Raw genomic sequence first — 23,870 nt, forward strand, 5'->3', positions numbered from 1 at the left:
CCAGTGCTTTGAAAGCCCGCACCGGGTGGAAAAACCGGACGAGGCCGGCAATAGCCGCATCAGCCGCGATGGCCAGGTGATCGGCGAGGTGTCCTTCCCGCTGCGACCGCGCTTCTACGAGCGGTCGACGGCAGACGGCGTGCCCTACTCGCAGATCGCCGTCCTCCATGGTCGCGACGTCCTGGCAACGACGGTGCTTCAGACCTGCATCCGTTATCAGAGCCGGACGAAAACCTGTCAGTTCTGCGCCATCGGCCAGTCGCTGGCGGCCGGCCGCACCGTCGCCCACAAGACGCCGGCGCAATTGGCCGAGGTCGCCAAGGCTGCCGTCGAACTTGATGGCGTCAAGCACATGGTGATGACCACAGGCACGCCGAAGGGTGACGATCGCGGCGCGGCAGTGCTGACGGAAAGTGCGCGCGCCATCAAGGCGGCGGTCGATATTCCCATCCAGGCGCAATGCGAACCGCCAGAAGACGACATCTGGTTTTCGCGCATGAAGGAGGCTGGCGTCGATGCACTCGGCATGCATCTCGAAGTCGTGACGCCCGAGATCCGCGCTCGTATCATGCCCGGCAAGGCGCAGGTCGGCATCGAGAAATATATGGCGTCCTTCAAGGCGGCGGTCGACGTGTTCGGACGCGGCCAGGTCTCGACCTATATCCTTGCCGGCCTTGGTGACACGCGCGAAGCCATCCTCGATATCTGCGAAAAGCTGGTCGCCATCGGCGTCTATCCCTTCGTCGTGCCGTTTGTGCCGATCTCGGGAACACCGCTCGAAAGCCACCCTGCCCCGAAGCCGGAGTTCATGCATTCGATCCTCGCACCCTTGTCGAAATTGCTCGTCGAAAGCGGCCTGAAAGCCGTCGATATCAAGGCCGGCTGCGGCAAATGCGGTGCCTGCTCCGCCCTTTCCACCTATGAAAGGATGCTGACGCGATGATGATTGAACCTTTTGCACCGTTTCGCACCGGCGAATTCCAGGTGAAATTCGCGACATCCGCCTGGGAAAGCCGCGAGGCGCACGCCCTTCGCCGGGACGTCTTCTGCCACGAGCAGCAGCTTTTCGAAGGCGATGACAGGGACGCAATCGACGACCACGCCATCCCCATCGTTGCCCTGTCGATGCTGGGCGTGGCGGCCGACAGGCTAGTCGGCACGGTTCGCATCCATCAGGAGGAACCGGGCCTCTGGTGGGGATCTCGGCTTGCGGTGCAGCGGGATTTTCGCAAGATCGGTGCGCTCGGCGCAACGCTGATCAAGCTCGCGGTCTCCTCCGCCAATGCGATGGGCTGCCATACGTTTCTGGCCAATGTCCAGGTTCAGAACGGCCTTTTGTTTCGCCGCCTGCACTGGGATGTGATCGAAGAGTTCGAGGTTTACGGCAAGCCGCATCTGCGCATGAAGGCGGACCTCGCCTGGTATCCGCCCTGCGTCACGCCGGAGGCCGGTTTCGTCGCGCTGTCGAAGAAGGCCGCGTAGCAATGGCAGCCATCGACCTCAGAACACTTGCAGACACACTTCAGGCCAGCAGCGGCATCGCTGCCAAACACGACATTGGCGCCGTGACCGCCATGCTTGGCGTCAAGGCGCAATCCGTGCCTGTCGGCGACGACTGCGCAGCATTGCCTGATGGAGACGGTTATCTGCTGTTTGCCATCGAAGGCTTCATCAACGCCTTCGTGGCAGCCGATCCATGGTTTGCCGGCTGGTGTGGCGTGATGGTCAACATATCCGATGTCGTTGCCATGGGCGGGCGACCGACGGCGGTCGTCGATGCCGTCTGGGCCAATGGCGAGGCGGGTGCTGCCCCCGTGCTCGAAGGCATGCGAGCGGCTGCCGAAGCCTATGGCGTGCCGATCGTTGGCGGCCATACGAATATCCGCACCGACCGGAGCCAATTGTCCGTCGCCATTCTGGGCAAAGCGAAGCGCTTGCTCACCAGCTTCGATGCAAGGCCGGGCGACGTGCTGGTTGCCGCCATCGATCACCGTGGCCGCTACCGCGAACCCTTCGACAATTGGGAGGCGGCAACGACCGCGCCGCCGGAACGGCTGCGCGGCGATCTCGAAATCCTGCCTGAGATCGCCGAGGCGGGTCTTTCGATCGCTGCCAAGGACATCAGCCAGGGCGGCATCGTCGGCACGGCGATCATGCTGGCCGAGTGCTCCGGCGTCGCCATCAATATCAACGTGTCGACGATCCCGCTGCCGGCAGGTGTCGCGCTGGACCGTTGGCTCGCCACCTTCCCGAGCTTCGGATATCTGCTTTCGGTCGCCCCTGGAAATGTCGACTCGGTGCTTGCCCGTTTTGCGGCTCGCGACATCACGGCTGCCAGCATCGGCACGGTCACGTCCGGCAGTGCGGTGGCTGTTGCCGATGGCGGCGTGCGCATCGTCATCCGCGACTATGCCGATACACCCCTGATGCAGCTTGGGGCACGGGAGGAGGCTGCATGACCCGGCCTCTGCGTATCGCCATGCTGACACATTCCACCAATCCGCGCGGGGGTGTTGTGCATTCCATGCACCTGTCCGAAGCGTTGACCGCCATGGGCCACACCGTCGTGCTGCATGCCCCGGATGCGAAAGGCGGCGGCTTCTTCCGCAAACCCGCCTGCGCCACACAGTGTTTTCCCGTTGGTCCGGCTCCCATGGAGATGACGGCAATGGTCGAGCAGCGGATTGAAGACTATGTGCGCCATTTCGATCGTGCCGGTACCCGGGATTTCGATGTCTTTCATGCCCATGACGGCATTTCGGGAAATGCGCTGGCAACGCTTAAGGAAAACGGTCTGATCAACGGCTTCGTGCGCACAGTCCATCACATCGACCAGTTTGCCGATCCGCGTCTGATGAGGCTTCAGGACCGCTCGATTGATCGCGCAGATGCCTTCCTGACGGTCAGTGCACTCTGGCAGCAAAGCTTGGCAAGCGAGCGCGGCCTGCACGCCGCGATTGTCGGCAATGGCGTCGATACCACACGCTTTGCCCCCACCTGGAGCGGCGAACAGACCGCTCTGCACGATCGGCTGGGCCTCCATTCCGGCCCCGTCTTCCTCAGCATCGGCGGCATCGAAGCCCGCAAGAACACAATCGGCATTCTCGACGCCTTCCGGCAGTTGCGGGCCGTGCTGCCGGCAGCCCAACTGGTCATTGCCGGCGGTGTGTCCCTGCTCGACCATCGCGACTATCAGGAGGAATTCCAGTCCCATCTGCGCGGACTGCGGGAAGACGCATCGGCCGTCCATGTCATTGGCGCCGTGGCGGATAAAGACATGCCAAACCTGTACCGCCTCGCGGATGCCCTTGTTTTTCCTTCCCTGAAGGAAGGCTTTGGCCTCGTCGTTCTGGAAGCCATGGCAAGTGGCGTCCCGGCAATCGTCTCATCGCTTGCGCCGTTCACCCAATATCTCGGCAGCGAGGATGCCATCTGGTGCGATCCCCATCATGCAGCCTCGATCGCCGAGGCCATGGCGCTATCCCTGGTGCCGAAGATCCGCGACCGGGTCATTGCACGCGGCCTCGAGGTTGCCAGCCGTTTCGACTGGCAAGGCGTGGCGCAGGCACATCTGTCCACATACACAACACTGAAGGAGGCAGCCCATGCCTGAAATGCGCTTTGTCATAACCTGGCCAGACGGCGAGCAGGAGACCTGTTACTCGCCTTCGCTGATTATCCGCGACTTCTTCACCGAGGGCGAGCGCTACACGGTTTCGGATTTTGTCGATCGCAGCCGCAAGGCGCTGACCATTGCCAGCGATCGCGTCGAGGCGAAGTACGGTTTCGCCTGTTCGTCCGCCAACGACCAGCTTGCCCGGATCGAAAGCGCCGCGGTCCCCTTTCTCGACAAGGCGGGATCCTACGTCCGCTGTGACAGCTTTATTCTTTGAAAGGACCCAACATGACCAAGTCCCTTGATGCACACTATCGCGCTGTTGTCGTCGGCGGTGGACAAGCCGGGCTTTCCGCCAGTCATTATCTCCAGAAACTGGGTATCGACCACGTGGTCTTCGAGAAGAACACCGTTGCCCACAAATGGAAAAACGAGCGCTGGGACGCCTTCTGCCTGGTGACGCCGAACTGGCAATGCCAGCTCCCTGATCACGCCTATGACGGAACCGATCCCAACGGTTTCATGGTCAAGGAAGAAATCCTTGCCTATGTCGATCGCTTCGTCAAAAAGGTGAATGCGCCGGTCTTCGAAGGCACCAGCGTCACGTCGCTGGAAAAGGTCGGCAACCTGTTCAGGATCCAATCCTCCGCCGGTAGCGTAACGGCCGACAGCGTCATCCTCGCCACCAGTCTCTACAGCCAACCATTTGTGCCCAGAGCCGGCGAACGGCTGCCGGAGGGCATTACCCAGATCCATACGGCCGACTACAGGAACCCGGCACAACTGCCTGAAGGTGCAGTCATCGTCGTCGGCTCCGGACAATCGGGCTGCCAGATCGCCGAAGACCTGCATCTCGCTGGCCGCAAGGTCCACATGGTCACCGGCAATGCACCCCGCTGCGCGCGCTTCTATCGGGGGCGCGACGTCGTCGACTGGCTGGCCGATGTCGGACAGTACGACATCACCATCGGCCACGACGGCATGGCGAAAAAGAAACACGACACCAACCATTACCTGACCGGCCGGGATGGCGGACGCGATATCGATCTGCGCAAATTCGCGCTTGAGGGCATGGCCCTTTACGGCCGCATGACCGGCGTCTCCAACGGAAAAATGCTGTTCCAGCCAGACCTCAAGAGCAATCTCGATGGTGCCGACCGCGTCTATAACGGGATCAACGCCCTGATTGATCGCCACATTGCGGAAAAAGGCATCGATGCACCGGAAGGCAGCCCGTATGTCCCGCTGTGGGAGCCGGAAGCGGAAACGACAGAACTCGACCTTGCAGCCGAAGGCATCACCTCGGTCATCTGGGCAACGGGATTTACCCCTGACTGGTCCTATGTCGGCCTGCCGATCTTCGACGGCACCGGATATCCGGTGCAGCATCGCGGCGTAACCGGTGTCGAGGGCGTTTACGTTCTCGGGCTGCCCTGGCTCTGGACCTGGGGTTCCGGCCGCTTTCTCTCAGTCGGCAAGGATGCACACCATGTGGTCGACCATCTCGCCGCGCATCTCGACCGGACACGACGCCCCCTCAAACAAATGGCAAACGGCTAGACGATGACCCGCGCATTGCAACCCGCCTCTTCTCTCGGCCCCTTGATGCGGGACATGGTCGATCGGGCGCTTGACCCTTACCTGCTTGTCGGCATGCCTCATCTGACGCCAAATGGCCTGTCGGAAACCTGGTTGATGAAGGAACTGGGCCATCGCCACTGGCTGATGTTGTCCCGGGAACTGGGCATGCAAAGTGCCGATTTCCGAACGGCTTGTGGAGCGGAAGCCTATGCTGCAATCTGCGCCACGTCATTGAACGCGCCTGGATTCGGTATCGTCAAGGCAAACGATATCCTGATGATTCATTCCAGGATTGCCCCTGTGTCGATGACCCAGACGTCGACAACCCATGAACTGTTCCTTGAAGATCAACGCATCGGCGATGTGGAGTTGATTTCAACCTTTGTCCACAGGGAGGTCGCAGGGTCCAATCATTCCATTGCGCGTGTTGCAGTGCGCAAGTCGCGCCCGCAACCATTCAGGATCAGCCACCTTGCCAAAACGGCCGCTGATATCCGGAACCGTCGGATCGAGCATCATTGGGGGCTCCCACTCGATCGAAACGACGTGTCGAGAACATTCCGGTTCGAGCCAAGTCCTTCGCAGGAATTCAACGGCGCGGGATTGTTCTATTTTGCCGAATTCCAGGCCCTGGCCGATCGCGCTCTCGAAGTGTGGTTTCCCGATAAGATACCAACCACACGACGCGAGGTCTATTTTCTCGGCAACATCGATCAGAACGAGAACGTGTGCTTCGAGATCGTCGGCTGCTGCGAGAAGAATGAAACCATCCATGGCCAGCTCAAACGAGAGACCGGAAAAATCATCGCAACGATGTTCATTGCCTCAGGTGAGACAGCCACCGGCCGTGATGAAACGTCCAGGCCAATATAGGCAGGTGGGAACAGCCGGTTCCTTCAGACCTTGACGCTTTGTTCGACGAAGTCCTCGGTTCCGAAGAATTTCAGATAACGCTCGACTTCGGCCGGTTCGCCGGTCGCCTTGCGCGGATTGTCCGAGAGCTTTACCGCCGGGCGGCCATTGGCATCCGTGACCTTGCAGACGATCGAAATCGGATTGAGCCCGCGGCTCTCCATCGGCGCGCAATCGGCAAAATCATTGGTGAGGTTCGTGCCCCAGCCGAAGCTCATGCGAACGCGGTCCTTGAAATGGCGATAGGTCTCCAGGATCGTCTGGGCGTCCAGTCCGTCCGAGAAAATCAGCAGCTTTTCCCGGGGATCGCGTCCCATCTTCGACCACCAGGCAATGATCTTCTCGCCGCCTTCAATCGGCGGCGCGCTGTCCGGCCGGAAGCCGGTCCAGTCGGCCACCCAGTCCGGCGCGCTGCGCAGGAAAGCGGCGGTGCCAAAGGCATCGGGCAGCACGATCAATAGGTTGCCGCCATAGAGCTGGTTCCAGTCCTGCAGAACCTTGTAGGGGGCCGCTGCGAGTTCGGCGTCGGTTCTGGCCAGCGCTGCGACGACCATCGGCAGTTCATGAGCATTGGTGCCGAGCGCCTCGAGGTCGGTGTCCATGGCCAGAAGCACGTTGCTGGTGCCCGAAAAGGACGCACCAATGCCCTCCTTCAAGGCCTCAACGCACCAGCGCTGCCAAAGGAAGCTGTGCCGCCGCCGCGTGCCGAAATCGGAAATCCTGAGATCGGGATAGGCCTTCAACTGCTCCACCTTCGACCACATCTTGGCCTTGGCGCGGGCATAGAGCACATCCAGCGCAAACGGCCCCATATCCTTCATCGCGGTGCGCGAGCGCAATTCGTTGATGATCGCCAATGCGGGTATTTCCCACATGCTCGTATGGGTCCATTTTCCCGGAAAGGTCAGTTCATACTGGCCGTTGCGGCGCGAAAGCTCGTAGTCCGGAAGCTGGAAGTCCGCGAGCCAGGCCAAGAAATCCGGTGCAAAAATCTGCTTGCGACCATAGAAGGTGTTGCCGGCGAGCCAGATCATTTCCTTCTTGGTCAGCCGCAGGCTGCGCACGTGGTCGAGTTGTTCGCGCAATTCCTGCTCGTCGATCTCCTCGGTCAGCAGCACGGTCTTCGTGCGGTTGATCAGCGAGAAAGTCGCATCCACCTCGGGATAAAGCCGCCAGATCATCTGCAGCATCAGAAGCTTGTAGAAATCGGTATCGAGCAGGCTGCGCACGACCGGGTCGAGCTTCCAGGCATTGTCGTAAACACGCCGGGCGATATCCGTCTTGGTCATGTCCTGTCCTTCCCATGCACGGCGAAACGCGTCCAAATCGACATCTTCAGGCGCCGTCGCCTGTCCCGCTCTGGGCGATGAACCGTCAGCCGTGAAACGGTCGACAGTTCGACACTCATGGCATGCCACGGGCGTGCCCTGCAACGGCTTCCAGCGGCCTTAGCGCCCATGCCAAACGCATTCCGCGTTGTTCGGTTGATTGAACCCAATTTTCTGATACAGATCAGTCTATCCAAGGGGAGTCAAATATGAACGATCGGTTCCTGATGATCACGCCGGCCGACGGTAAGGATGTTCTGAAGTGTCTGTCCGCCCCGGCCCGGATCTCCATGCTGGAGCTTCTGCATGCCCGGGGTCCCTTGAATGTCAACGATATAGCGGACATCCTGCAACTGCCGCAATCCACCACCTCGACACATATCAACCAGCTTGAAGAAGCGGGCCTAGTGCGTACGGAAGTGCAGAAGGCCCGAAAGGGCAGCCAGAAGATCTGTCATGTCGTGCATGACGAGATCATTTTGACCTTCGCCCGCCCGCGAAAGACTGCGGATGAGGCCATTGAGGTCTCCATGCCGGTCGGGCTCTACAGCGGTTTCGATGTCGCGGCGCCCTGCGGGATGTGCTCGCATGACGGCATTATCGGCTATCTCGACAGTCCCGATACGTTTTTGACGCCGGACCGCATGAAGGCAGGCCTGCTGTGGTTCACCAGGGGGTATGTCGACTACCAGTTCCCCAACAATGCCCGCATCAAGGGGGCCGAGGTCAAGGAACTCGAGCTGCTGCTCGAACTGTCCTCCGAGGTTCCCGGAACATCCGACAACTGGCCATCGGACATCACGCTGTCCCTGAATGGCAAGGCGATCGCGACCTGGACGTCGCCGGGCGACTTCGGTGACCGGCGCGGAAAATATACGCCGGACTGGTGGAAACTGCGTGGCAGCCAGTATGGCGTGCTGAAGAGTTTCCGGGTCACAGCAGGCGGCACTTTCATCGACGGCGTGCGTGTTTCCGATACGACGCTCGACGATCTTGACCTGGTCGAACATCGCTCGATCCGGCTGCGCATCGAGGTCCCCGAAACGGCCGCGCATCCCGGCGGTATCAATATTTTTGGCCGTGGTTTTGGAAATTACGATTCCGACATCGTGCTGCGGTTGAAGACCTGAGCGCACAATTCTTTTCATTTGCGAATTTTTCACCGGCTTGACGTCCGGGCGATCCCGTGTATCATATCGTTAAATCTGATACATATCTGATAATCGGGTATAAATGGGAGGACGACATGCAGGCAACCGGAACCGTTCACAGCGGTTACGTCATCAGCACGATTGACCCGCGTTTGTACGGGTCGTTCGTCGAACATCTGGGACGCGCGGTCTATACCGGCATCTACGAGCCTGAGCATCCGACGGCAAACGCAGACGGCATGCGCCAGGATGTCATCGACCTCGTGCGTGAACTCGATGTGCCCGTCGTTCGTTATCCCGGTGGAAATTTCGTTTCGGCCTACAATTGGGAAGATGGCATCGGTCCGCGCGAAGACCGTCCGGTTCGTCTCGATCTTGCCTGGCACAGCTCCGAGTCCAACCAGGTCGGCATCCATGAATTTGCCGACTGGGCAAAGGCCGCTGGTGCGGAGATGATGCTGGCCGTCAACCTCGGCTCGCGCGGTCTGGACGAGGCGCGCGCCTTTCTCGAATATGTCAACCATCCCGGCGGCAGCCACTGGTCCGACCTGCGGCGCAAGAACGGCCGCGAAGAGCCCTGGAACGTCAAGCTGTGGTGCCTGGGCAACGAGATGGACGGCCCTTGGCAGATCGGCCAGAAAACCGCAGAGGAATACGGACGCATTGCCTTCGAGACCGCCAAGGCCATGCGGGCCTTCGACAAGTCGATCGAACTCGTCGTCTGCGGCTCATCATCCCCCAAGATGCCGACCTATCCGGCCTGGGAAGCGACGGTGCTCGACTACACCTATGATTCCGTCGACTACATCAGTCTGCACATGTATTTCGACAATCATGCGGGCGACACGGCGAACTATCTCGCCCAGAATGCCCGGCTTGATGAGTATATCGAAACGGTCGCCGGCGTGATTGCCTTCACCAAGGCCAAGAAGCGTTCCAGGAAGAATGTCTATATCAGCTTTGACGAGTGGAACGTCTGGTACCACTCCCGCGACGCGGATCGCACGGTGCTTGAGGGCAATGACGGCTGGCCGCATGCCCCGGCCCTTCTCGAGGACATCTACAATTTCGAGGACGTGCTGCAGGTCGGCTGCATTCTCAACACCTTCATACGGCGCTCCGATGTCGTGAAGGTCGGCTGCCTGGCGCAGCTCGTCAATGTCATTGCGCCGATCATGACGGTCCCGGGCGGGCCGGCCTGGCGCCAGACGACCTTCTATCCCTATCTCTTCGCGTCCCGCTACGGACGCGGCAAGGCCCTGCAACTGTCGCTCGACTGCCCGGGCTATGGCACCGACTTCGTCGATCAGGTGCCCTATCTCGACGTGTCTGCCGTAGAGACGGATACCGACGGCGCCTTGACCTTCTTCATCGTCAATCGCCACCAGACAGAGGCAATCGATCTCGACATGGCTCTGGAGGGGTTTGGAGACCGGCGCGTGATCCTCGACAAGGTGATCGAAGGCCATGGATTGCGCGCCGTCAACGGAGCCGACGGAGAGCCCGTGGCACCACAAGACGGGGCCGGCAGCGGTTTTTCCGGAGGCAGGCTTGCCGCGTCGATTGCGCCACTGAGTTACCGGATGATCCGGCTCGGCGCCTAAGGAGCGGCAACGACAGCGGGAGGAGAAACCATGTCGGCATCGATCGAAATTACCAATGTTACCAAGCGCTACGGCGCCCTGACTGTTCTGAGCGATATATCGCTTGCGATCAGCGCGGGAGAATTCATCGTCTTTCTCGGGCCGTCGGGATGCGGAAAATCGACGCTGCTGCGCATGATTGCCGGCCTGGAGGATGTCACCGAGGGCACGATTTCGGTGGACGGCGTGCGTGTCGATACGCTTCCACCCGGAAAACGCGGCGTGGCCATGGTTTTCCAGTCCTATGCGCTTTATCCGCACATGACTGTTGCCCAGAACATGTCCTTCGGGCTCGAGAATATCGGCGTTGCCAAGGCCGAGATCGAAAAGCGGGTGCGGTTTGCAGCCGATACGCTGGAGATCGCGCATCTGCTCGATCGCAAGCCGCAGAAGCTCTCCGGCGGACAGCGCCAGCGGGTCGCCATCGGCCGCGCGATCGTCAAGGAGCCCAAGGCCTTCCTGTTCGACGAGCCGCTTTCCAATCTCGATGCGGCCCTGCGCGGCCGCACGCGACTGGAGCTTGCGCAATTGCACGGCCGCCTCGGCAGCACCATGGTCTTCGTCACCCATGATCAGGTCGAGGCGATGACGCTTGCCGACCGGATCGTCATCATGCAGGACCGCAGGATCGAGCAGATCGGCACGCCGATGGAGGTCTACAGGCGCCCGGCAACCCGGTTCGTCGCGGCCTTTGTCGGATCTCCGGCGATGAATTTCATTCCGATCCGAGACGCGGTCATGAACGGCGATCGGCTTTCGATTGACACCGCAGGGCTTGGAACCGTGAGTGTTCCCCTCCACCTGCCGCCGGGCTTTTCGCCAGAAGGTGCGGAGCTTGGCATTCGTGCCGAGGATGTATCGGTGGCTGCGGCAGGTGCACCCGGCATTGCCCTGACAGCCGAGGTGATCGAGCGCCTTGGCGATCGCACGCTGATCTATGGCCATCTCGAAGACGGAACGAAAATGACTGTGGAGGCCGACGGCCGCAATGCGACGCGGCCCGGCGACAGGCTGACCATCGTTCTGGACACCAGCGCCCTGCACCTGTTCGACAAGACGGGTGCCGCCCATCACCCGGAGGGTGATTGACATGGCCGAGAGTTATCGCCGCAGTCACTGGAAGAACGGGCTTTTCGTTCTTCCCTATCTCTCCGTCTTTGTCGTGCTTCTGGTCTTTCCGCTTGCCTGGGGCGTCTGGCTGAGCCTCCACAAGGTCGATCTGTTCGGTCCTGGTCGCTTCGTCGGTCTGAACAACTATGTCCGGGTCCTTGCCGATCCTGTCTTCCTCCAGGCCTTGCGCAACAGCGTCGTTTTCGTGGCCTTCAGCGTGCCGACACTTGTCGTGCTTGGCCTGTTTCTGGCGCTGGCGCTCAACAGGACGACGCGCGCGACATCGTTCTTCCGGGGTCTGTTCTTTTCCTCCTCGGTCCTGTCCGTGACCATTGTCACCCTGATCTGGCGCTTCGTTTTCATACCCGGCGATGGGCTGATGGCGGTTCTCTTCGAACAGGTGGGGCTGCCCCCGATCGGTTTTCTCTCGACCAGTGGCTGGTCGCTGTTTTCGGTCGGTGTCGCCACCGTCTGGTGGTGCCTCGGCTTGCCGATGATGCTGTTTCTGGCCGCACTTCAGCAGATTCCGTCCGATCTCTACGAGGCCGCCGCACTTGACAATGCGAGCCCGCTTCGGGTCCTCACCCGCATCACGCTGCCCTCGATCGCACGCACCATCATGCTGGTCGCGATCATTCAGATCGTCATGCAGTTCCAGCTGTTCGGTCAGGCGCAACTGATGACCAATGGCGGTCCGAACGGCACGTCACGTCCGCTTGTCATGTACATCTACGAGGTCGGCTTCGTCCGCTGGGATGTCGGCAAGGCTGCCGCCGCATCGGAAATCCTGTTCCTCATCATCCTTTGCGCCGCCATGGCCCAGTATGTGATTGCCACCAGAAAACCGGAGGCTTCCGAATGAGCACGGAAAACACCACCTACCGCCCGGAAAGCCTGACAGCCAATCGGCCCCTGCTGTGGATTGCCGCATTCCTCTCGATCCTGATGATGGCACCTGTCGCCTGGATCGTCGGACTGTCGATCAAGAGCAACCAGGACTTGATGCTGGGCACCGAAACGGTCTTCCAGCTGCCATATACGATCGCCAACTACATCAACATCCTGCACTCCTCGCAGGCCTTCGGCTGGTTCTTCAACAGTCTCGTGGTTGCCTGCGGCCAGACATTGGGTGTGCTCGTCCTGTCATCGCTTGCCGGTTATGCCTTCGCCCGCCTCGAGTTCCCGTGGCGCCGGACGCTTTTCGTTATCGTTCTCTTTGGCCTGGCCGTGCCGGAGCAGGCAGTCATCATCGCCCGCCACCAGATGTTCAACTGGTTCGGCCTGCACAATTCCTACATCGGGCTGATCCTGCCGAACCTTTCCTCAGCCTTTGGCGTGTTCCTGATGACGCAGTTCTTTCGTGCTATTCCCAAGGAAATCGACGAGGCAGCGCTGCTCGACAACGCCTCGCAGTTCCGGATTTTCTGGAAGATCATGCTGCCTCTGACGCTGCCGGCGCAGGCGACGCTCGGCATCTTCACCTTCCTGTATGCCTGGAACGATTACTGGTGGCCGCTGATCTCGGCAACCCGCAAGGAAATGTTCACCCTGACGATCGGCATCGCATCGTCCCAGACCAATTTCGCCCAGAGCGAGGGGCTTGGTTTTCTCAGTGCCCAGGCAGTGTTCGCCAGCCTGCCGGTTCTGATCGTCTACCTGATTTTCCAGCGCCATATCGTTACCGCCGTCTCGGGTGGGGCTGTGAAATAACGACTGCACCGGCCCGGAGGATAAGGCCGATACAGATTGCAACCATGAAGGCCACAGGCCTTTTCAAAGGGAGAGAGATACGATGAGACGCCTTCTTTTCAGCAGCGTAGCCATTGCCGCACTGGCTTTCGGCCCAGCGGCCCACGCGAACACGATGATTGAACTGCAACGGTTCTTCGGTGCCTGCGATGCCGATTACGGTAAAGTCACCGACGTTTCGGCCGCAGTCGGCGAATGCGGGATCATTACCGCGCTGATCAACAAGTTCGAAGCCGACAATCCGGGCATTGACGTCAACGTCACCACGGTCGAGTGGCCGGGTTATGACCAGTTGAATGCGCAACTGGCCTCCGGCGCCGCGCCGGATGTCGTTTCGATGCACTATTCGGCCATTTCCGACTATCAGACACGCGGCCTGATCGAACCGATCGATCCCGTTCTCGCCGCGCAGGGCATTTTGCCCGACAGCTTCACCGATGCGGCGCGCAATGGTGTCACCAAGGAAGAGCAGATGTTCGGCCTGCCCTTCGACAACTGGACCATGCTGTTCCATGTCAACCTGAACCTGATGAAGCAGGCCGGCCTCGTCAATGCCGACGGAACGCCGATTCTGCCAACCTCGGTCGAAGAACTGGTCACCCAGGGCAAGCAGTTCAAGGAAAAGACCGGCAAGCCTTACCTCGTGCAGATCCTCGCCAACGAGACGGCGACCTATGCGCGGATCCTCTACACCCTTCTGCAGCAGCAGAACGCCGACTTCTTCGCCGATCCGCTGAAAATCACACTGAACACACCGGAGGCCAAGACTGCGGTCGAGACAATGAAGCGCATCAAGGATGAGGGGCTGACGACCGTCGGGCTCGACTATCCGGCGGCGGTCTCCGCCTTTGCCAATGGCGATGGCGGGATCGCGGTCAATGGCACGTGGCTGATCGGCGATTATGTCGCCCAGTCTGAGAAAAGCGGCACGGCCCTTTCCGGCGGCTATACGGTCTATCCTGTTCCACAGCTTTTTCCGGGACGCGACAGCACCTATTCCGATGGCCACAGCTGGGTCATGCCGCGCAAGGATCGCTCGCCCGAGCAGGTCGAAGCCATCGGCAAGCTCTTCAAGTTCCTGGCGGAGAACGACTTCCAGTGGGCGCGCACCGGGCACCTTCCGGCCGTCAAGGCGGTCTTCGACATGGAGCAGTTCAAGTCCCTGCCCCATCGCAGCAATATTGCGGAGATTGCCCAGACCGGCCAATCCCTGCCTGCGGCCGTCCAGCGGCAGTTCGCCATCCAGGACATCATAGGCGAAGAGGTCGGCGCAGCCGTCAATGGCGACAAGTCGGTCGAGGAGGCACTCGGCAGCGCCGAGAGCCGGATCAACGATCTTCTCGCCAATCTTTAAGTCGACTAACGCTCCCCCGCATGGCGACATGCGGGGGATTCTCTGCCCGCTAGGCTGTCAGCGTGACCCGGAACGGCTTGTTTTGGCGGTGAGGAAGCGACGGCAGCCCCTGTTTTTTTAGGCCATCCTTCCGTGATGGCCTTGAAATACGAACGATCCGGTCAATTTTCTGACGTTTCAGGGGTCCGCGATGCAGGAAAACGCATCAAGATCGGTTCCATGTCTTGATCGCAAGCGCACATGGATCTATGAAAGCGGCAACAACACAAGGAGTTTCCATTGCAGGTTCTGGTACGTGACAACAATGTCGATCAAGCACTTCGTTTCCTGAAGAAGAAAATGCAGCGCGAAGGCGTGTTTCGTGAAATGCGTCTGCGCGAGCATTTCGAGAAGCCTTCCGTCAAGCGTGCGCGCGAAAAGGCCGAAGGCATCCGTCGTGTGCGCAAGCTCGCACGCAAGAAGCTTGACCGTGAAAGCGGCATCACGGCACCGAAGAAGACCGGCGCTCCCGGCCGCAAGTAATTGCGACACCAGTGCGCTGTGAAGACAGGCACTGAAGGCTGACACGGCCCGGTATCCGCTCATGATTTATTCTGAGCGGTTTTTTCCGTTGGCTCGATTTAGGTTTTCTACCCAGCCGATGGGCCAAGAAAAAGGCGCTCCACCCAATTACCTGGGGAGCGCCTTTTCCGAATCGGATGGCATTTGCCAATGCCGCATCTGCGAAACTATTTTCGCTTCAGCGTCTCGCGACAGTGGACAGAAGGTCGGCAGTCAGAATTTCGACTGCGCGAGGCCCCCTGTCTGATCAAGCAGCCTTGGCGAGGATCGTCTCAGGGGCGACAGGCACGGCCAGAGCCTCGAAACTTGGCTTGGCCAGCACATACCCTTGAATGAGCGACACACCGAGATCGCGCAGCACCTTGAGTTCCTCCGCTGTCTCGACGCCTTCGCAAAGCGGCACGATTGAAAGCTCGTCAAGCATTCGCAGTGTATGCTTGACGATGGTCCGCCGGACCGGATCGACATCAATGCCGCGGATCATGTCCATGTCCAACTTGACAATATCCGGCTGGAAATGGGCGAGCAGCGCCAAGCCTGCATGCCCCGCACCGAAATCGTCAATGGCTGTCTTGAAACCCATGTCCCGATAGGTCCGCAGAATGTGCAGGACGTGTTTGGTGTCGAGCTGTTCGTTTTCGGTGAACTCGAAAATGATGCGGTCCAGCGGAAAGCCTGTCTTCATGGCCGTCGCCAGCGTGACACGAATACAGGCGCGCGGCTCATAGACCGCATTTGGCATGAAATTGATCGAGAGCTTGACGTTGTCGCCTGGCTCATAAAGCCTTGCGGCGAGTTCGATCGCCTTGACCCGGCACTGCTGGTCGAAGGCATAGCGGTTGCTGTCCTGTATTTTCCCGAGTACGGACCCTGCGCCCTCCCCGTTCGGGCCGCGCACCAGCGCCTCGTGAGCAAAAACTGCTCCGGTCCCGATATCGACAATCGGCTGGAACGCCATCGAAAAAGGGAAATCAAAAGCGGCGCCGTCGCGGCAGCCATCGCAATGTGTCGGCATGAAACGTACTCCATCATACTTTTTGGGATGATAGAGAGCAGGAATTAAACTTCTCTTTCCAAGAGGCACCCGACTTTGCTTGCGACAAAAAAGTGTAGAAATTTGCAGGCCGTGAACCACTCAATGACATCGGCCGGAAGCAGGACAGCAACCGCAGCCGGCCAGCGAAGGCTTGTCAGGTCGCGTTTATCAGCCAACTGGCTGTTAGAACTCCGTGAAATCGCGGCTCTCCAAAGGTTGCCGATCCGGCCCTCGCAGTCCGCAACTTCCGGGTCGGCATGTCATCAACCGAATGTAATCTCTGAAAAATCGAACCGAAACGGCCTGTCCTCCAGGACCGCGTCTATGATGGCGGTGGCCAGCGGATAGTCCTGGCGAGACAGTCCGGCGCCCGATCGAAACCATTGCGCGAGCATGCGGGCCGTATCGATGCCTTCGACCGTTTCGCCCGCCAGTTCCGACGCCATAAGGTCGCCGACGGTTCGATCCGTGCCGAGGCCATGGCCAAGCCGGCTGTTGCGACCGCCACCAACGGTCACATGCAGATCGCCGACGCCGGCAAGAGCGTAGGCCGTCTGCTGCTGCCCGCCCAGCCGCTGAGTCAGACGGGCCATCTCGGCAACGGCCAGCGTGAAGACGAAGGCCGTCGGGTTCTTGGCCTGACCGTCCGGGCGCGTGTCGTCGCGATAGCGGGTCTGCATGGCACTGACGCCGATCGCAAAGAAGTTCTTCAACGCGGCACAGGCCTCGACCCCGGCAACGTCAGGGGAAACCCCCAGCCGGTAGTAGCTGGTCTGCATCATCTGCACCAAGGCCTGCGCCGCCGGCATGTTGCTGCTGGCATAGACCGAGGCCGTGGGCTGGCGGTTGGCGAGTTCGCGGGCAATGCAGGGTCCGCCAATGCCGATGAAGTCGCTCATATGGGCGACCCTGTCCGGTAGCGTGTCTGCATAGGTACACAGCCCACCGGACCCCTCGTCCAGTCCCTTGGTGACAAAGGCAACGGGGCACGGGCGGCTGAGGCCTGTTTGCAGGATCTCGGTGATCCAGGCGATGCCGGGGCTGCTGACGCCCGCCACCACGCAATCTGCGTCGGCCAGATGGCTGGCTTCAAGCTGCTCTGCGGCCAGCGGTTCGATGCTGTGCGACAGGGGCGCATCGAGCTTGGGATGAATGCCGCCAGGCTGCCTGAGCCGTTCGATAATCGGTCCGTCGAGAGGTGAACCGACCAGGAGAACCTGATGGCCATTGTCGGCCGCGGGGACCGCCAGCGACGACCCCATCACGCCTGCCCCGATGATGACGATTTTTCCCATCGTCCTGCCCTTTCTTCAGCGCATCATGGCAGCGACATTGCCGCCATCGACCGTGATCACGGCGCCGGTGCTGGTGCGCGCCTTGGCGAGATGCAGGAAGGCCTGCGCCACATCCTCGCCGGTTACTTCGCGGCCGACGAGATTGCCGCGCATATAGGCTTCGGCCGATATCCCGCGCGCGCGGCTGCGATCGGCCACCATGGCATCGGTCATCAGCCCGGTCCGGATGCGGTCTGCATTGACGGCATTGCAGGTCACGCCCATCGGCCCGAACTCGATCGCGCAGTGACGCATCAATGCCATGGTTGCGGCCTTGGCCGTGCCATAGGGCGCAAACTCCGCACCCGGATTGACTGCCTGCTTGGAGACGTTGAAGACAATCGCGCCACCACTGCCCTGCATTTCCATGACGCGGGCGGCGGCGCGCGCCATATAGTGGTGGCCCCAGAAATTGAGGTCCATCGATCTGCGAAACGTGTTGTCCGACACATCCAGCAACCTGCCCTGGAAGGCAGCGCCGGCGTTGGAAATCAGGATATCGACACCACCGAAGGCCTGCACCACCTGTGCGACAGCCTGCTCGACCGATGCCGGGTCCGCGACGTCGCAAACGACGGCGAGCGCGCCGAGCGTCCTTGCAGCCGCCATCACGGCATCGTTCGCAATGTCAAACAACGCCACTTCGGCACCATCGGCCTTGAGCGCCCGGGCAACGGCCAGGCCCAGGCCGCTGGCGCCGCCAGTGACGATCGCCACCTGCCGGGTCAGCGGCTTTTCCAGCTGCTTGGTCAGCTTTACCTGTTCCAGGGACCAGTATTCAAGATCGAACAGATCCTCTTCCGACAGGGCCTCGAAAGCCTCGATGGCCTCCGCATTGGTAATCACGTCAATGGTTGCTTCCGCGACATCGGCACCGATCCTGGCATTCTTCGCGGTCGGGCCGGCCGCAAAAAGCCCGACGCCGGCGACGTAAAAGGCCCGGGGCATCGGGTCGAGCATGGTCTTGATGCCGCCGCAGCGCGCATTGTTTCGCTCGAAATAGGCCCGATAATCAGCCTGGTACGCGGCCACCGCGTCCCGCACCGTCTTTGCCCATCCGTCCAGATTTCCCGCCTTCGGGGCCGGCAACGACACACCGTAGCGCTTGATGTGAATGACGTGTTCGGGTGTCGCATTGCCGCGCCGGACAAGCGCTGCAGCATTTTCGGCATTGCAGAAATCGAGGATTTTTTCGGTGCTGCGATGGGCGAGGACAAAGCGTTCCGGCGCACCTTCGACCGCTGTGTCGAGCGCAATCGCGCCGCGCAGGATCGGAGCAATCTGAGCGGCCGAGGCGATTGCGGCTGGAAGCGACACCGGCAGAAAAGGCCGCGCACGGCCGCGTGCAATACGCCGCTCGGCGGCATCGATCTTGGCGATCATGTCCTCGTACGACGCGCGCGGGTCGTCCGACCAGGTGAAAATGCCATGCTTGAGCAGGATCATGCCATCGCCACCGGGATTGGCCGCAAACGCAGCATCACAGGACTTGGCGAGAACGAAACCGGGCATGACATAGGGTACGATGATCGTATCGGGGAAAAGCTCGCGGATCAGGTCCTCGCCATGCGGCTGATTGGTCAGCGACACGATCGCATTGGCATGGGTATGGTCGATATGCTTGAACGGCAGGATCGCATGCAGGATCGCCTCGACGGACGGATTGGGCGCTGACGGATCCATCAGCAAACGCCGCTGCAGCATGACCATGTCATCGTCAGACAAGGTCTCCAGATTGACCATCGCCTTCAGCGGTGCGAGCTGCACGGCAGGCAGACCCTGGGGTTCGATCACGCCCATGTCCCAGCCGCTGCCCTTGACGCAGAGCACGTCGACCTGCGTGCCATCGCGTTCGGTAAACGCGGTCTTGACGGAGGTATTGCCGCCGCCATGCAGGACGAGTTCCGGATCCTGCCCGAGCAGGCGCGTCGTATAGGTGCGGATCGCCAGATCGCGATTGATGCCCTTGGCAACATAGGCATCGACCACGGCGGTGAATTCAGCTTCGTTCCATCTCGATTTCATGGACAGTCCTTTCTCTGCCCGCCTCCATAGCCGGAGCGGGTCTTCTCCTTGGGTCGGGTATTTCGGGTCTTCAGAGGCGGCTTTCGCTTTCGGCGTCGAAGACGTGTACTTTCTCCGGTGCGATCGCAAAGCGGACTTCGGCGCCGGCTTCAAAGCGCGCAGCCTTGTCGATGATGGCGAGAAACTGCCCCTCCGGCCCCTCGCAGCAGAGCTGCGCATCATGACCCATGCGTTCCACCAGCATCGACCGCGCGGCGATCAAGCCTTCTGGATCGACGGTCACGTCGGTTGGCCGCAGCCCGCAGATCACCCGCTGTCCGGGCCTGGCGGTCAGGGCAGGATCGAGCTTGATGCGCCCGGCCTTCGTATCGGCAGCCGGGCCGCCCTGATCGGCCACCACGACGCCGGACAGGAAGTTGATCGCCGAGCCACCGATGAAATCGGCAACATATTTGCTGGCCGGCCGGTCATAGACATCATCGGGCGAGCCGATCTGTTCGATCTTTCCGGCGCGCATGACCACGATCGTATCGGCCATGGTCATGGCTTCGATCTGGTCGTGAGTCACATAGATCGTCGTCGTCCCAAGCCGGTTGTGCAACTGGCGGATCTCGGTGCGCATATGGGCGCGCAGTTTGGCGTCCAGATTGGAGAGCGGTTCGTCGAACAGGAACACGGCAGCTTCGCGCACCATGGCGCGGCCCATGGCGACGCGCTGGCGCTGCCCGCCGGACAGTTCCTTGGGGTAGCGCTGCAGATAGGGCGTGAGATTGAGGATCTCGGCGGCGCGCTCCACACGCTGCTTGATTTCCGCAGCCGGACGCTTGGCGACTTCGAGGCTGAAGGCGATGTTCTCGTAGACCTTCATGGTGGGATAAAGCGCGTAATTCTGAAACACCATGGCGATGTCACGGTCGCGGGGATGAACGTCGTTGACGCGTCGACCGGAAATCATCAGATCGCCTTCGCTGACGCTTTCGAGACCGGCGGTCATGCGCAGCAGTGTCGTCTTGCCACAGCCGGACGGGCCAAGAAGAACCACGAACTGGCGATCGGCGATCTGAAACGAAATGTCTCGCATGATGTTGAAGGCACCGAAGGACTTGCCGATGCTTTTGTATTCCACGGTTGCCATATAGGGCTCCACTCTTTCAACTGTCGTCGGGCTGGACCGGTTTAGGCACTGGCCGTCAGTATCTCTGCCGGGTCGGCGTGATGACGATTTCCTGGACGATTGCGCGTTGCGGCAGCTGGTAGGCGTCGAGGATCAGCTGCGCGACGATATCAGCGGAAATGCCGCCGCCGATCGCCTCCTTGTTGGCCTTGTAGTTGGCCAGGGTCTGCGGGTCGCGCACGCCGTCCAGAACCTCCGTATCGATGATGCCGGGCGACAGCACGATGACGCGCACATCGTAGGGTGCCAGATATTCCCGGAAACTCTCGGACACCGCATGGACGAAATATTTCGTGCCGCAATAGACAGTATGGTCGGGATAGACCTTCCGCCCGGCAATCGAACTCATCATCATCAGCGTTCCGTGGCGGCGCTCCATCATTCCGCTCATCACGGCATGCACGCTGTTCATCACGCCCTTGGTGTTGATGTCGATCATCTCGTCCCAGTCCTCGGGGGGCTGGGTGGCGATGTCGCCAAGCCGCGCGATGCCGGCATTGGCAAACATCATGTCCACCGGGCCATGCAGCGCCTCCGCTTCTCCGACCGCAATGGCGATGGCTGCACGGTCGCGCACATCGACCTGTTTCAGCACGGCATTGGGCAGGCCGAGGGCCTCGAGGCGGTCCAGCCGGCGGGCCATCAGCAGCAGAGGATGGCCCGCTGCTGAAAAGGCGCGGGCGGTGGCTTCGCCGATGCCTGAACTGGCGCCGGTGATTGCGATCAAAGACTTCTTGCTCATATCCTCATCTCCCGAAATGACACCGTCCCCCGGGCCAGAGACCCGAAGAGCTCCGAGGGCGCGCGGATGTCGTCCGCGCGCCCTCTTTTCACGCGCGGTCTCAGCCCTTCATGACAGCATCAACCTGGGCGGCGATGTCATCGAGCGCTTCCTTGGGCGAGCCGTAGCTGCCGGCGAAGTACTTGCCGAGCCCCACGGGGATCGTATCGCTCGACAGTTGCGCCCATTCGGGAAGATCCGGCTCGGAGCCCATATGCTTGGCGATTGTTTCCCGCACGATCGGCAAATGGCGGGTCGTGCCGGCGCCGACCCTGGCATTCGCGAGCACGCGCGGATCGTCGTAGACGCTGGCGCGGGTCGGGCCCGTGCCACCGCCAAGCGTGGTGATCAGCGCCTGGGTATCGGCGCATGTCGCCCATTGCATGAACAGCCAGGCGGCATCCGGGCTCTTGGAATAACGCGACACCGCCAGCGACGACCCGCCCTGGTGGCCGACACCGGGAATTTCGCCATAGCCGGTTTCCTTGACCGTGCGCAGCGACGATGCCCTCGGCGGCACCGCCACTTCGCAAAGCCCGGAAACCTTGGTCTGCGTCGGATCGTCGAAATAGGGGAAGAACTCGCCCCAGGAGAGCATGGATGCCGCAACACCCTGCGCCACCGACTGGCCCTGGCCGTCCCATGTCCAGCCATCGACGCCTGGAGGCATCGTGGCCTTGAGCTTGGTCCAGTATTCGAGTGCCTCGATGCCGCGTTCGTCATTGCCGGTGAATTTGCCATCCGGTCCGAAAATCGAGCCGCCATGGCCCCAGAGCCAGGCGGTCCAGTCGCATTCCAAGCTGTAATGACCCGATTTCATCTGACCCGTTGTGCCATAGACATTCGGGCCCATCTCGTCGGTGATGATCTTGGAATTGCTGTAGAGTTCCTCCAGCGTTTCCGGAGCCTTCAGATTGAGCTTTTCATAGATGTCCTTGCGGTAGATCATGATGAAGATCGGGATGTCGTAGGGCACGCCGACCCAGCGATCCTCGTATTTCGCGATGCCATCGACAAGCGCCGGCAGGAAGTCATCGAGATTGTAGTTCGGCATGGCGAGATCCGCCTTGGCGGAATATTGTTCGCGCGGGTCGAAGACGTCCTGGCTGAAGCTCGCAGCCCAGCTCTGGTCGATATAGTACAGATCGTAGGTCCCGAGCGAAGAGGCGACGTCCAGCGTCAGTTTCTGCAGCACCTGTTCAAGCGGCAGCACTTCGATTTCCACCTTGATGCCCGTGGCTTCCTCGAAATACTTCTTCAACTGGCCATTGATGGCGTTCGATGGCGGGGTGGATTCGGTCGCCAGTTTCAGCGTTGTGCCGGCAAACGGCTTGCCGACATCCTTGAGCCAGGCAATGATTTCGGGATTGGGCACGAGGTCTTCGGCGGCCTGTGCCTTGCTCAACATGAACGGCCGATTACCGAAGCCCATGCCAAGCGCGCCTGCACCCAGACCGAGCTTGGTCGCCGCGCCCAGAAAATCGCGTCGGCTCATCTGCCCGCGAACGAAGCGGTCGGTAATCGACGCCAGGTATGACTTTCTCAAACTGTCTTTCATGCTCTTCTCCTCCTCTATCGAACGACGGAAGCGTCGGTCTGATCTCAGTCTCCCCAAGCCCCTCCTGAGGCTCGGTCATTGCTTCAGCGATCCCATTGTCAGACCGCGCACCAGGTGGCGCTGAACCAGAAGGATAACGATGAAGGCAGGCACGATGGCTGCTGCTCCAAGAGCGGCCATATTGCCCCAGGCGGTGCCGATCGACGTTACGAACGTCGAGGACACGACTGGGACAGTCTTGATGCTGGTCTGCGTCAGCGTCAGCACGAACAGGAACTCGGTCCAGCTGAAGATGAAACAAAGCACAGCGGATGCGGCGATACCGCCCTTGGCCATGGGCAGGACGATGCGTCGGAAAATGGTCCAGCGGGACGCGCCGTCGAGCAGGGCGCTTTCATCGATCTCGCTTGGTATGTCGTCGAAGAAACTCTTCAGCAGCAGCACCGCCAGCGGCAGGTTCATCAGCCCATGGACCAGAACAAGCCCGAGATAGGTATCGAGCAGGTTGAGTTGCTTGAAGATGAAGAACATCGGGATGGCCACGGCCACCGGCGGCATCATGCGCGTTGAGAGAACCCAGTTGACGAATTGGTGCCGACCACGGAACTGCATGCGCGACAGGCAATAGGCAGCCAGCGTTGCAACGGCGATGGCAAGCAGGGTCGAGAAGGTCGCGACGACGATGGAATCGACCAGACGCGGCGCCATGTAGAAATTCCCGCCGCCCGGGTTGACGGTTTCCTGCGTCCCGAAGCCGAACCCGAGCGAGATGCCGAACACCTGCTCGAAATTCTTTACCGTCGGCGTGAAGTTGACCAGTTTCGGCGGCCAGTCGAAAATGTCTCGGGCATTGCGAAACGCCACCGATGTCCAGAAGAAGATCGGGAAGAAAAAGATCGCAACCACCAGCCAGCCTGCCAGCGTACGGAATGTTCGTGCGGATTTGCTTTGGGGCAT

22 protein-coding genes are annotated in these 23,870 nt (G+C 60.6%); 14 read left to right on the forward strand and 8 right to left on the reverse strand.

All coding sequences use genetic code 11. The annotated features are described in order from the left end of the window. From AX760_RS17945 to AX760_RS17975, 7 genes are all read left to right on the forward strand, one after another. A partial coding sequence (locus AX760_RS17945) for an MSMEG_0568 family radical SAM protein (RefSeq protein WP_071834367.1) occupies window positions 1-943 on the forward strand: 943 nt, incomplete at its 5' end. Next, entirely contained in the window at window positions 940-1,482 is a 543-nt protein-coding gene (locus AX760_RS17950; protein ID WP_071834368.1) for an MSMEG_0567/Sll0786 family nitrogen starvation N-acetyltransferase, read from the forward strand. The genes AX760_RS17945 and AX760_RS17950, both read left to right, overlap by 4 nt. Before the next feature lie 2 nt (window positions 1,483-1,484). Beyond that, the gene (locus AX760_RS17955) at window positions 1,485-2,459 is read left to right on the forward strand and encodes a sll0787 family AIR synthase-like protein (protein WP_071834369.1); all 975 of its coding nucleotides are present in this window, start codon (window positions 1,485-1,487) and stop codon (window positions 2,457-2,459) included. Continuing rightward, on the forward strand, window positions 2,456-3,613 hold the full coding sequence (locus tag AX760_RS17960) for an MSMEG_0565 family glycosyltransferase (protein ID WP_071834370.1): 1,158 nt from the start codon (window positions 2,456-2,458) through the stop codon (window positions 3,611-3,613). The genes AX760_RS17955 and AX760_RS17960 overlap by 4 nt, the downstream gene beginning before the upstream one ends. After that, window positions 3,606-3,893, forward strand: a complete 288-nt coding sequence (locus tag AX760_RS17965; RefSeq protein ID WP_071834371.1) for an MSMEG_0570 family nitrogen starvation response protein — start codon at window positions 3,606-3,608, stop codon at window positions 3,891-3,893. The genes AX760_RS17960 and AX760_RS17965 overlap by 8 nt, the downstream gene beginning before the upstream one ends. An 11-nt stretch (window positions 3,894-3,904) precedes the next feature. Continuing rightward, the gene (locus AX760_RS17970) at window positions 3,905-5,176 is read left to right on the forward strand and encodes an MSMEG_0569 family flavin-dependent oxidoreductase (RefSeq protein WP_071834372.1); all 1,272 of its coding nucleotides are present in this window, start codon (window positions 3,905-3,907) and stop codon (window positions 5,174-5,176) included. A 3-nt stretch (window positions 5,177-5,179) separates the two neighbouring features. Continuing rightward, the gene (locus tag AX760_RS17975) at window positions 5,180-6,070 is read left to right on the forward strand and encodes a Pnap_2097 family protein (RefSeq protein WP_071834373.1); all 891 of its coding nucleotides are present in this window, start codon (window positions 5,180-5,182) and stop codon (window positions 6,068-6,070) included. Window positions 6,071-6,093: 23 nt separating this feature from the next. On the opposite strand, the gene pncB is transcribed toward AX760_RS17975, so the two are convergent. After that, a complete protein-coding gene (gene pncB, locus AX760_RS17980; protein ID WP_071834374.1) occupies window positions 6,094-7,398 on the reverse strand; it encodes a nicotinate phosphoribosyltransferase in 1,305 nt (434 codons plus the stop codon). Between the two features lie 248 nt (window positions 7,399-7,646). On the opposite strand from pncB, the gene AX760_RS17985 reads away from it, so the two are divergent. The 7 genes from AX760_RS17985 to rpsU all read left to right on the forward strand — a co-directional run bounded on the left by AX760_RS17985 (window position 7,647) and on the right by rpsU (window position 14,966). After that, window positions 7,647-8,567 carry an ArsR/SmtB family transcription factor gene (locus AX760_RS17985; RefSeq protein ID WP_071834375.1) on the forward strand — a complete coding sequence of 307 codons (921 nt, stop codon included), beginning with the start codon at window positions 7,647-7,649 and terminating at the stop codon, window positions 8,565-8,567. A 116-nt stretch (window positions 8,568-8,683) separates the two neighbouring features. Beyond that, window positions 8,684-10,192, forward strand: coding sequence for an arabinosylfuranosidase ArfA (gene arfA, locus AX760_RS17990; protein WP_071834376.1), 1,509 nt, complete (start codon window positions 8,684-8,686; stop codon window positions 10,190-10,192). A 30-nt stretch (window positions 10,193-10,222) separates the two neighbouring features. After that, on the forward strand, window positions 10,223-11,320 hold the full coding sequence (locus tag AX760_RS17995) for an ABC transporter ATP-binding protein (protein ID WP_071834377.1): 1,098 nt from the start codon (window positions 10,223-10,225) through the stop codon (window positions 11,318-11,320). Window position 11,321: 1 nt separating this feature from the next. Then, the gene (locus AX760_RS18000) at window positions 11,322-12,203 is read left to right on the forward strand and encodes a carbohydrate ABC transporter permease (protein WP_071834378.1); all 882 of its coding nucleotides are present in this window, start codon (window positions 11,322-11,324) and stop codon (window positions 12,201-12,203) included. Continuing rightward, a complete protein-coding gene (locus AX760_RS18005) occupies window positions 12,200-13,051 on the forward strand; it encodes a carbohydrate ABC transporter permease (RefSeq protein WP_071834379.1) in 852 nt (283 codons plus the stop codon). The genes AX760_RS18000 and AX760_RS18005 overlap by 4 nt, the downstream gene beginning before the upstream one ends. An 82-nt stretch (window positions 13,052-13,133) precedes the next feature. Next, window positions 13,134-14,444, forward strand: a complete 1,311-nt coding sequence (locus tag AX760_RS18010; RefSeq protein WP_071834380.1) for an extracellular solute-binding protein — start codon at window positions 13,134-13,136, stop codon at window positions 14,442-14,444. Between the two features lie 279 nt (window positions 14,445-14,723). Further along, window positions 14,724-14,966, forward strand: coding sequence for a 30S ribosomal protein S21 (rpsU, locus tag AX760_RS18015; RefSeq protein ID WP_071834381.1), 243 nt, complete (start codon window positions 14,724-14,726; stop codon window positions 14,964-14,966). Between the two features lie 286 nt (window positions 14,967-15,252). On the opposite strand, the gene AX760_RS18020 is transcribed toward rpsU, so the two are convergent. From AX760_RS18020 to AX760_RS18050, 7 genes are all read right to left on the reverse strand, one after another. After that, window positions 15,253-16,020, reverse strand: a complete 768-nt coding sequence (locus AX760_RS18020) for an EAL domain-containing protein (protein WP_083531231.1) — start codon at window positions 16,018-16,020, stop codon at window positions 15,253-15,255. 284 nt (window positions 16,021-16,304) lie between these two features. Further along, on the reverse strand, window positions 16,305-17,336 hold the full coding sequence (locus tag AX760_RS18025; protein ID WP_071834382.1) for a glycerol-3-phosphate dehydrogenase: 1,032 nt from the start codon (window positions 17,334-17,336) through the stop codon (window positions 16,305-16,307). Window positions 17,337-17,351: 15 nt separating this feature from the next. Beyond that, window positions 17,352-19,400 (reverse strand): bifunctional aldolase/short-chain dehydrogenase, encoded by a 2,049-nt coding sequence (locus AX760_RS18030; protein ID WP_071834383.1) that lies wholly within the window; start codon window positions 19,398-19,400, stop codon window positions 17,352-17,354. A 70-nt stretch (window positions 19,401-19,470) separates the two neighbouring features. Continuing rightward, entirely contained in the window at window positions 19,471-20,535 is a 1,065-nt protein-coding gene (locus tag AX760_RS18035; RefSeq protein ID WP_071834384.1) for an ABC transporter ATP-binding protein, read from the reverse strand. A 55-nt stretch (window positions 20,536-20,590) separates the two neighbouring features. Further along, a complete protein-coding gene (locus AX760_RS18040; protein ID WP_071834385.1) occupies window positions 20,591-21,316 on the reverse strand; it encodes an SDR family oxidoreductase in 726 nt (241 codons plus the stop codon). Between the two features lie 100 nt (window positions 21,317-21,416). Further along, the gene (locus tag AX760_RS18045; protein WP_071834386.1) at window positions 21,417-22,913 is read right to left on the reverse strand and encodes an ABC transporter substrate-binding protein; all 1,497 of its coding nucleotides are present in this window, start codon (window positions 22,911-22,913) and stop codon (window positions 21,417-21,419) included. 75 nt (window positions 22,914-22,988) lie between these two features. After that, entirely contained in the window at window positions 22,989-23,870 is an 882-nt protein-coding gene (locus tag AX760_RS18050; RefSeq protein WP_071834387.1) for a carbohydrate ABC transporter permease, read from the reverse strand.

Origin of the sequence: Pararhizobium antarcticum (assembly GCF_001885585.1) — a bacterium.
GTDB lineage: Bacteria > Pseudomonadota > Alphaproteobacteria > Rhizobiales > Rhizobiaceae > Pararhizobium > Pararhizobium antarcticum.

Excerpts from the sequence above, each read along its gene's own strand:
- AX760_RS17950 (WP_071834368.1), top strand. The coding sequence starts at position 940 with ATGATGATTGAACCTTTTGCACCGTTTCGCACCGGCGAATTCCAGGTG.
- AX760_RS17955 (WP_071834369.1), top strand. The coding sequence starts at position 1,485 with ATGGCAGCCATCGACCTCAGAACACTTGCAGACACACTTCAGGCCAGC.
- AX760_RS17960 (WP_071834370.1), top strand. The coding sequence starts at position 2,456 with ATGACCCGGCCTCTGCGTATCGCCATGCTGACACATTCCACCAATCCG.
- AX760_RS17965 (WP_071834371.1), top strand. The coding sequence starts at position 3,606 with ATGCCTGAAATGCGCTTTGTCATAACCTGGCCAGACGGCGAGCAGGAG.
- AX760_RS17970 (WP_071834372.1), top strand. The coding sequence starts at position 3,905 with ATGACCAAGTCCCTTGATGCACACTATCGCGCTGTTGTCGTCGGCGGT.
- AX760_RS17975 (WP_071834373.1), top strand. The coding sequence starts at position 5,180 with ATGACCCGCGCATTGCAACCCGCCTCTTCTCTCGGCCCCTTGATGCGG.
- pncB (WP_071834374.1), bottom strand. The coding sequence starts at position 7,398 with ATGACCAAGACGGATATCGCCCGGCGTGTTTACGACAATGCCTGGAAG.
- AX760_RS17985 (WP_071834375.1), top strand. The coding sequence starts at position 7,647 with ATGAACGATCGGTTCCTGATGATCACGCCGGCCGACGGTAAGGATGTT.
- arfA (WP_071834376.1), top strand. The coding sequence starts at position 8,684 with ATGCAGGCAACCGGAACCGTTCACAGCGGTTACGTCATCAGCACGATT.
- AX760_RS17995 (WP_071834377.1), top strand. The coding sequence starts at position 10,223 with ATGTCGGCATCGATCGAAATTACCAATGTTACCAAGCGCTACGGCGCC.
- AX760_RS18000 (WP_071834378.1), top strand. The coding sequence starts at position 11,322 with ATGGCCGAGAGTTATCGCCGCAGTCACTGGAAGAACGGGCTTTTCGTT.
- AX760_RS18005 (WP_071834379.1), top strand. The coding sequence starts at position 12,200 with ATGAGCACGGAAAACACCACCTACCGCCCGGAAAGCCTGACAGCCAAT.
- AX760_RS18010 (WP_071834380.1), top strand. The coding sequence starts at position 13,134 with ATGAGACGCCTTCTTTTCAGCAGCGTAGCCATTGCCGCACTGGCTTTC.
- AX760_RS18020 (WP_083531231.1), bottom strand. The coding sequence starts at position 16,020 with ATGCCGACACATTGCGATGGCTGCCGCGACGGCGCCGCTTTTGATTTC.
- AX760_RS18025 (WP_071834382.1), bottom strand. The coding sequence starts at position 17,336 with ATGGGAAAAATCGTCATCATCGGGGCAGGCGTGATGGGGTCGTCGCTG.
- AX760_RS18030 (WP_071834383.1), bottom strand. The coding sequence starts at position 19,400 with ATGAAATCGAGATGGAACGAAGCTGAATTCACCGCCGTGGTCGATGCC.
- AX760_RS18035 (WP_071834384.1), bottom strand. The coding sequence starts at position 20,535 with ATGGCAACCGTGGAATACAAAAGCATCGGCAAGTCCTTCGGTGCCTTC.
- AX760_RS18040 (WP_071834385.1), bottom strand. The coding sequence starts at position 21,316 with ATGAGCAAGAAGTCTTTGATCGCAATCACCGGCGCCAGTTCAGGCATC.
- AX760_RS18045 (WP_071834386.1), bottom strand. The coding sequence starts at position 22,913 with ATGAAAGACAGTTTGAGAAAGTCATACCTGGCGTCGATTACCGACCGC.
- AX760_RS18050 (WP_071834387.1), bottom strand. The coding sequence starts at position 23,870 with ATGCCCCAAAGCAAATCCGCACGAACATTCCGTACGCTGGCAGGCTGG.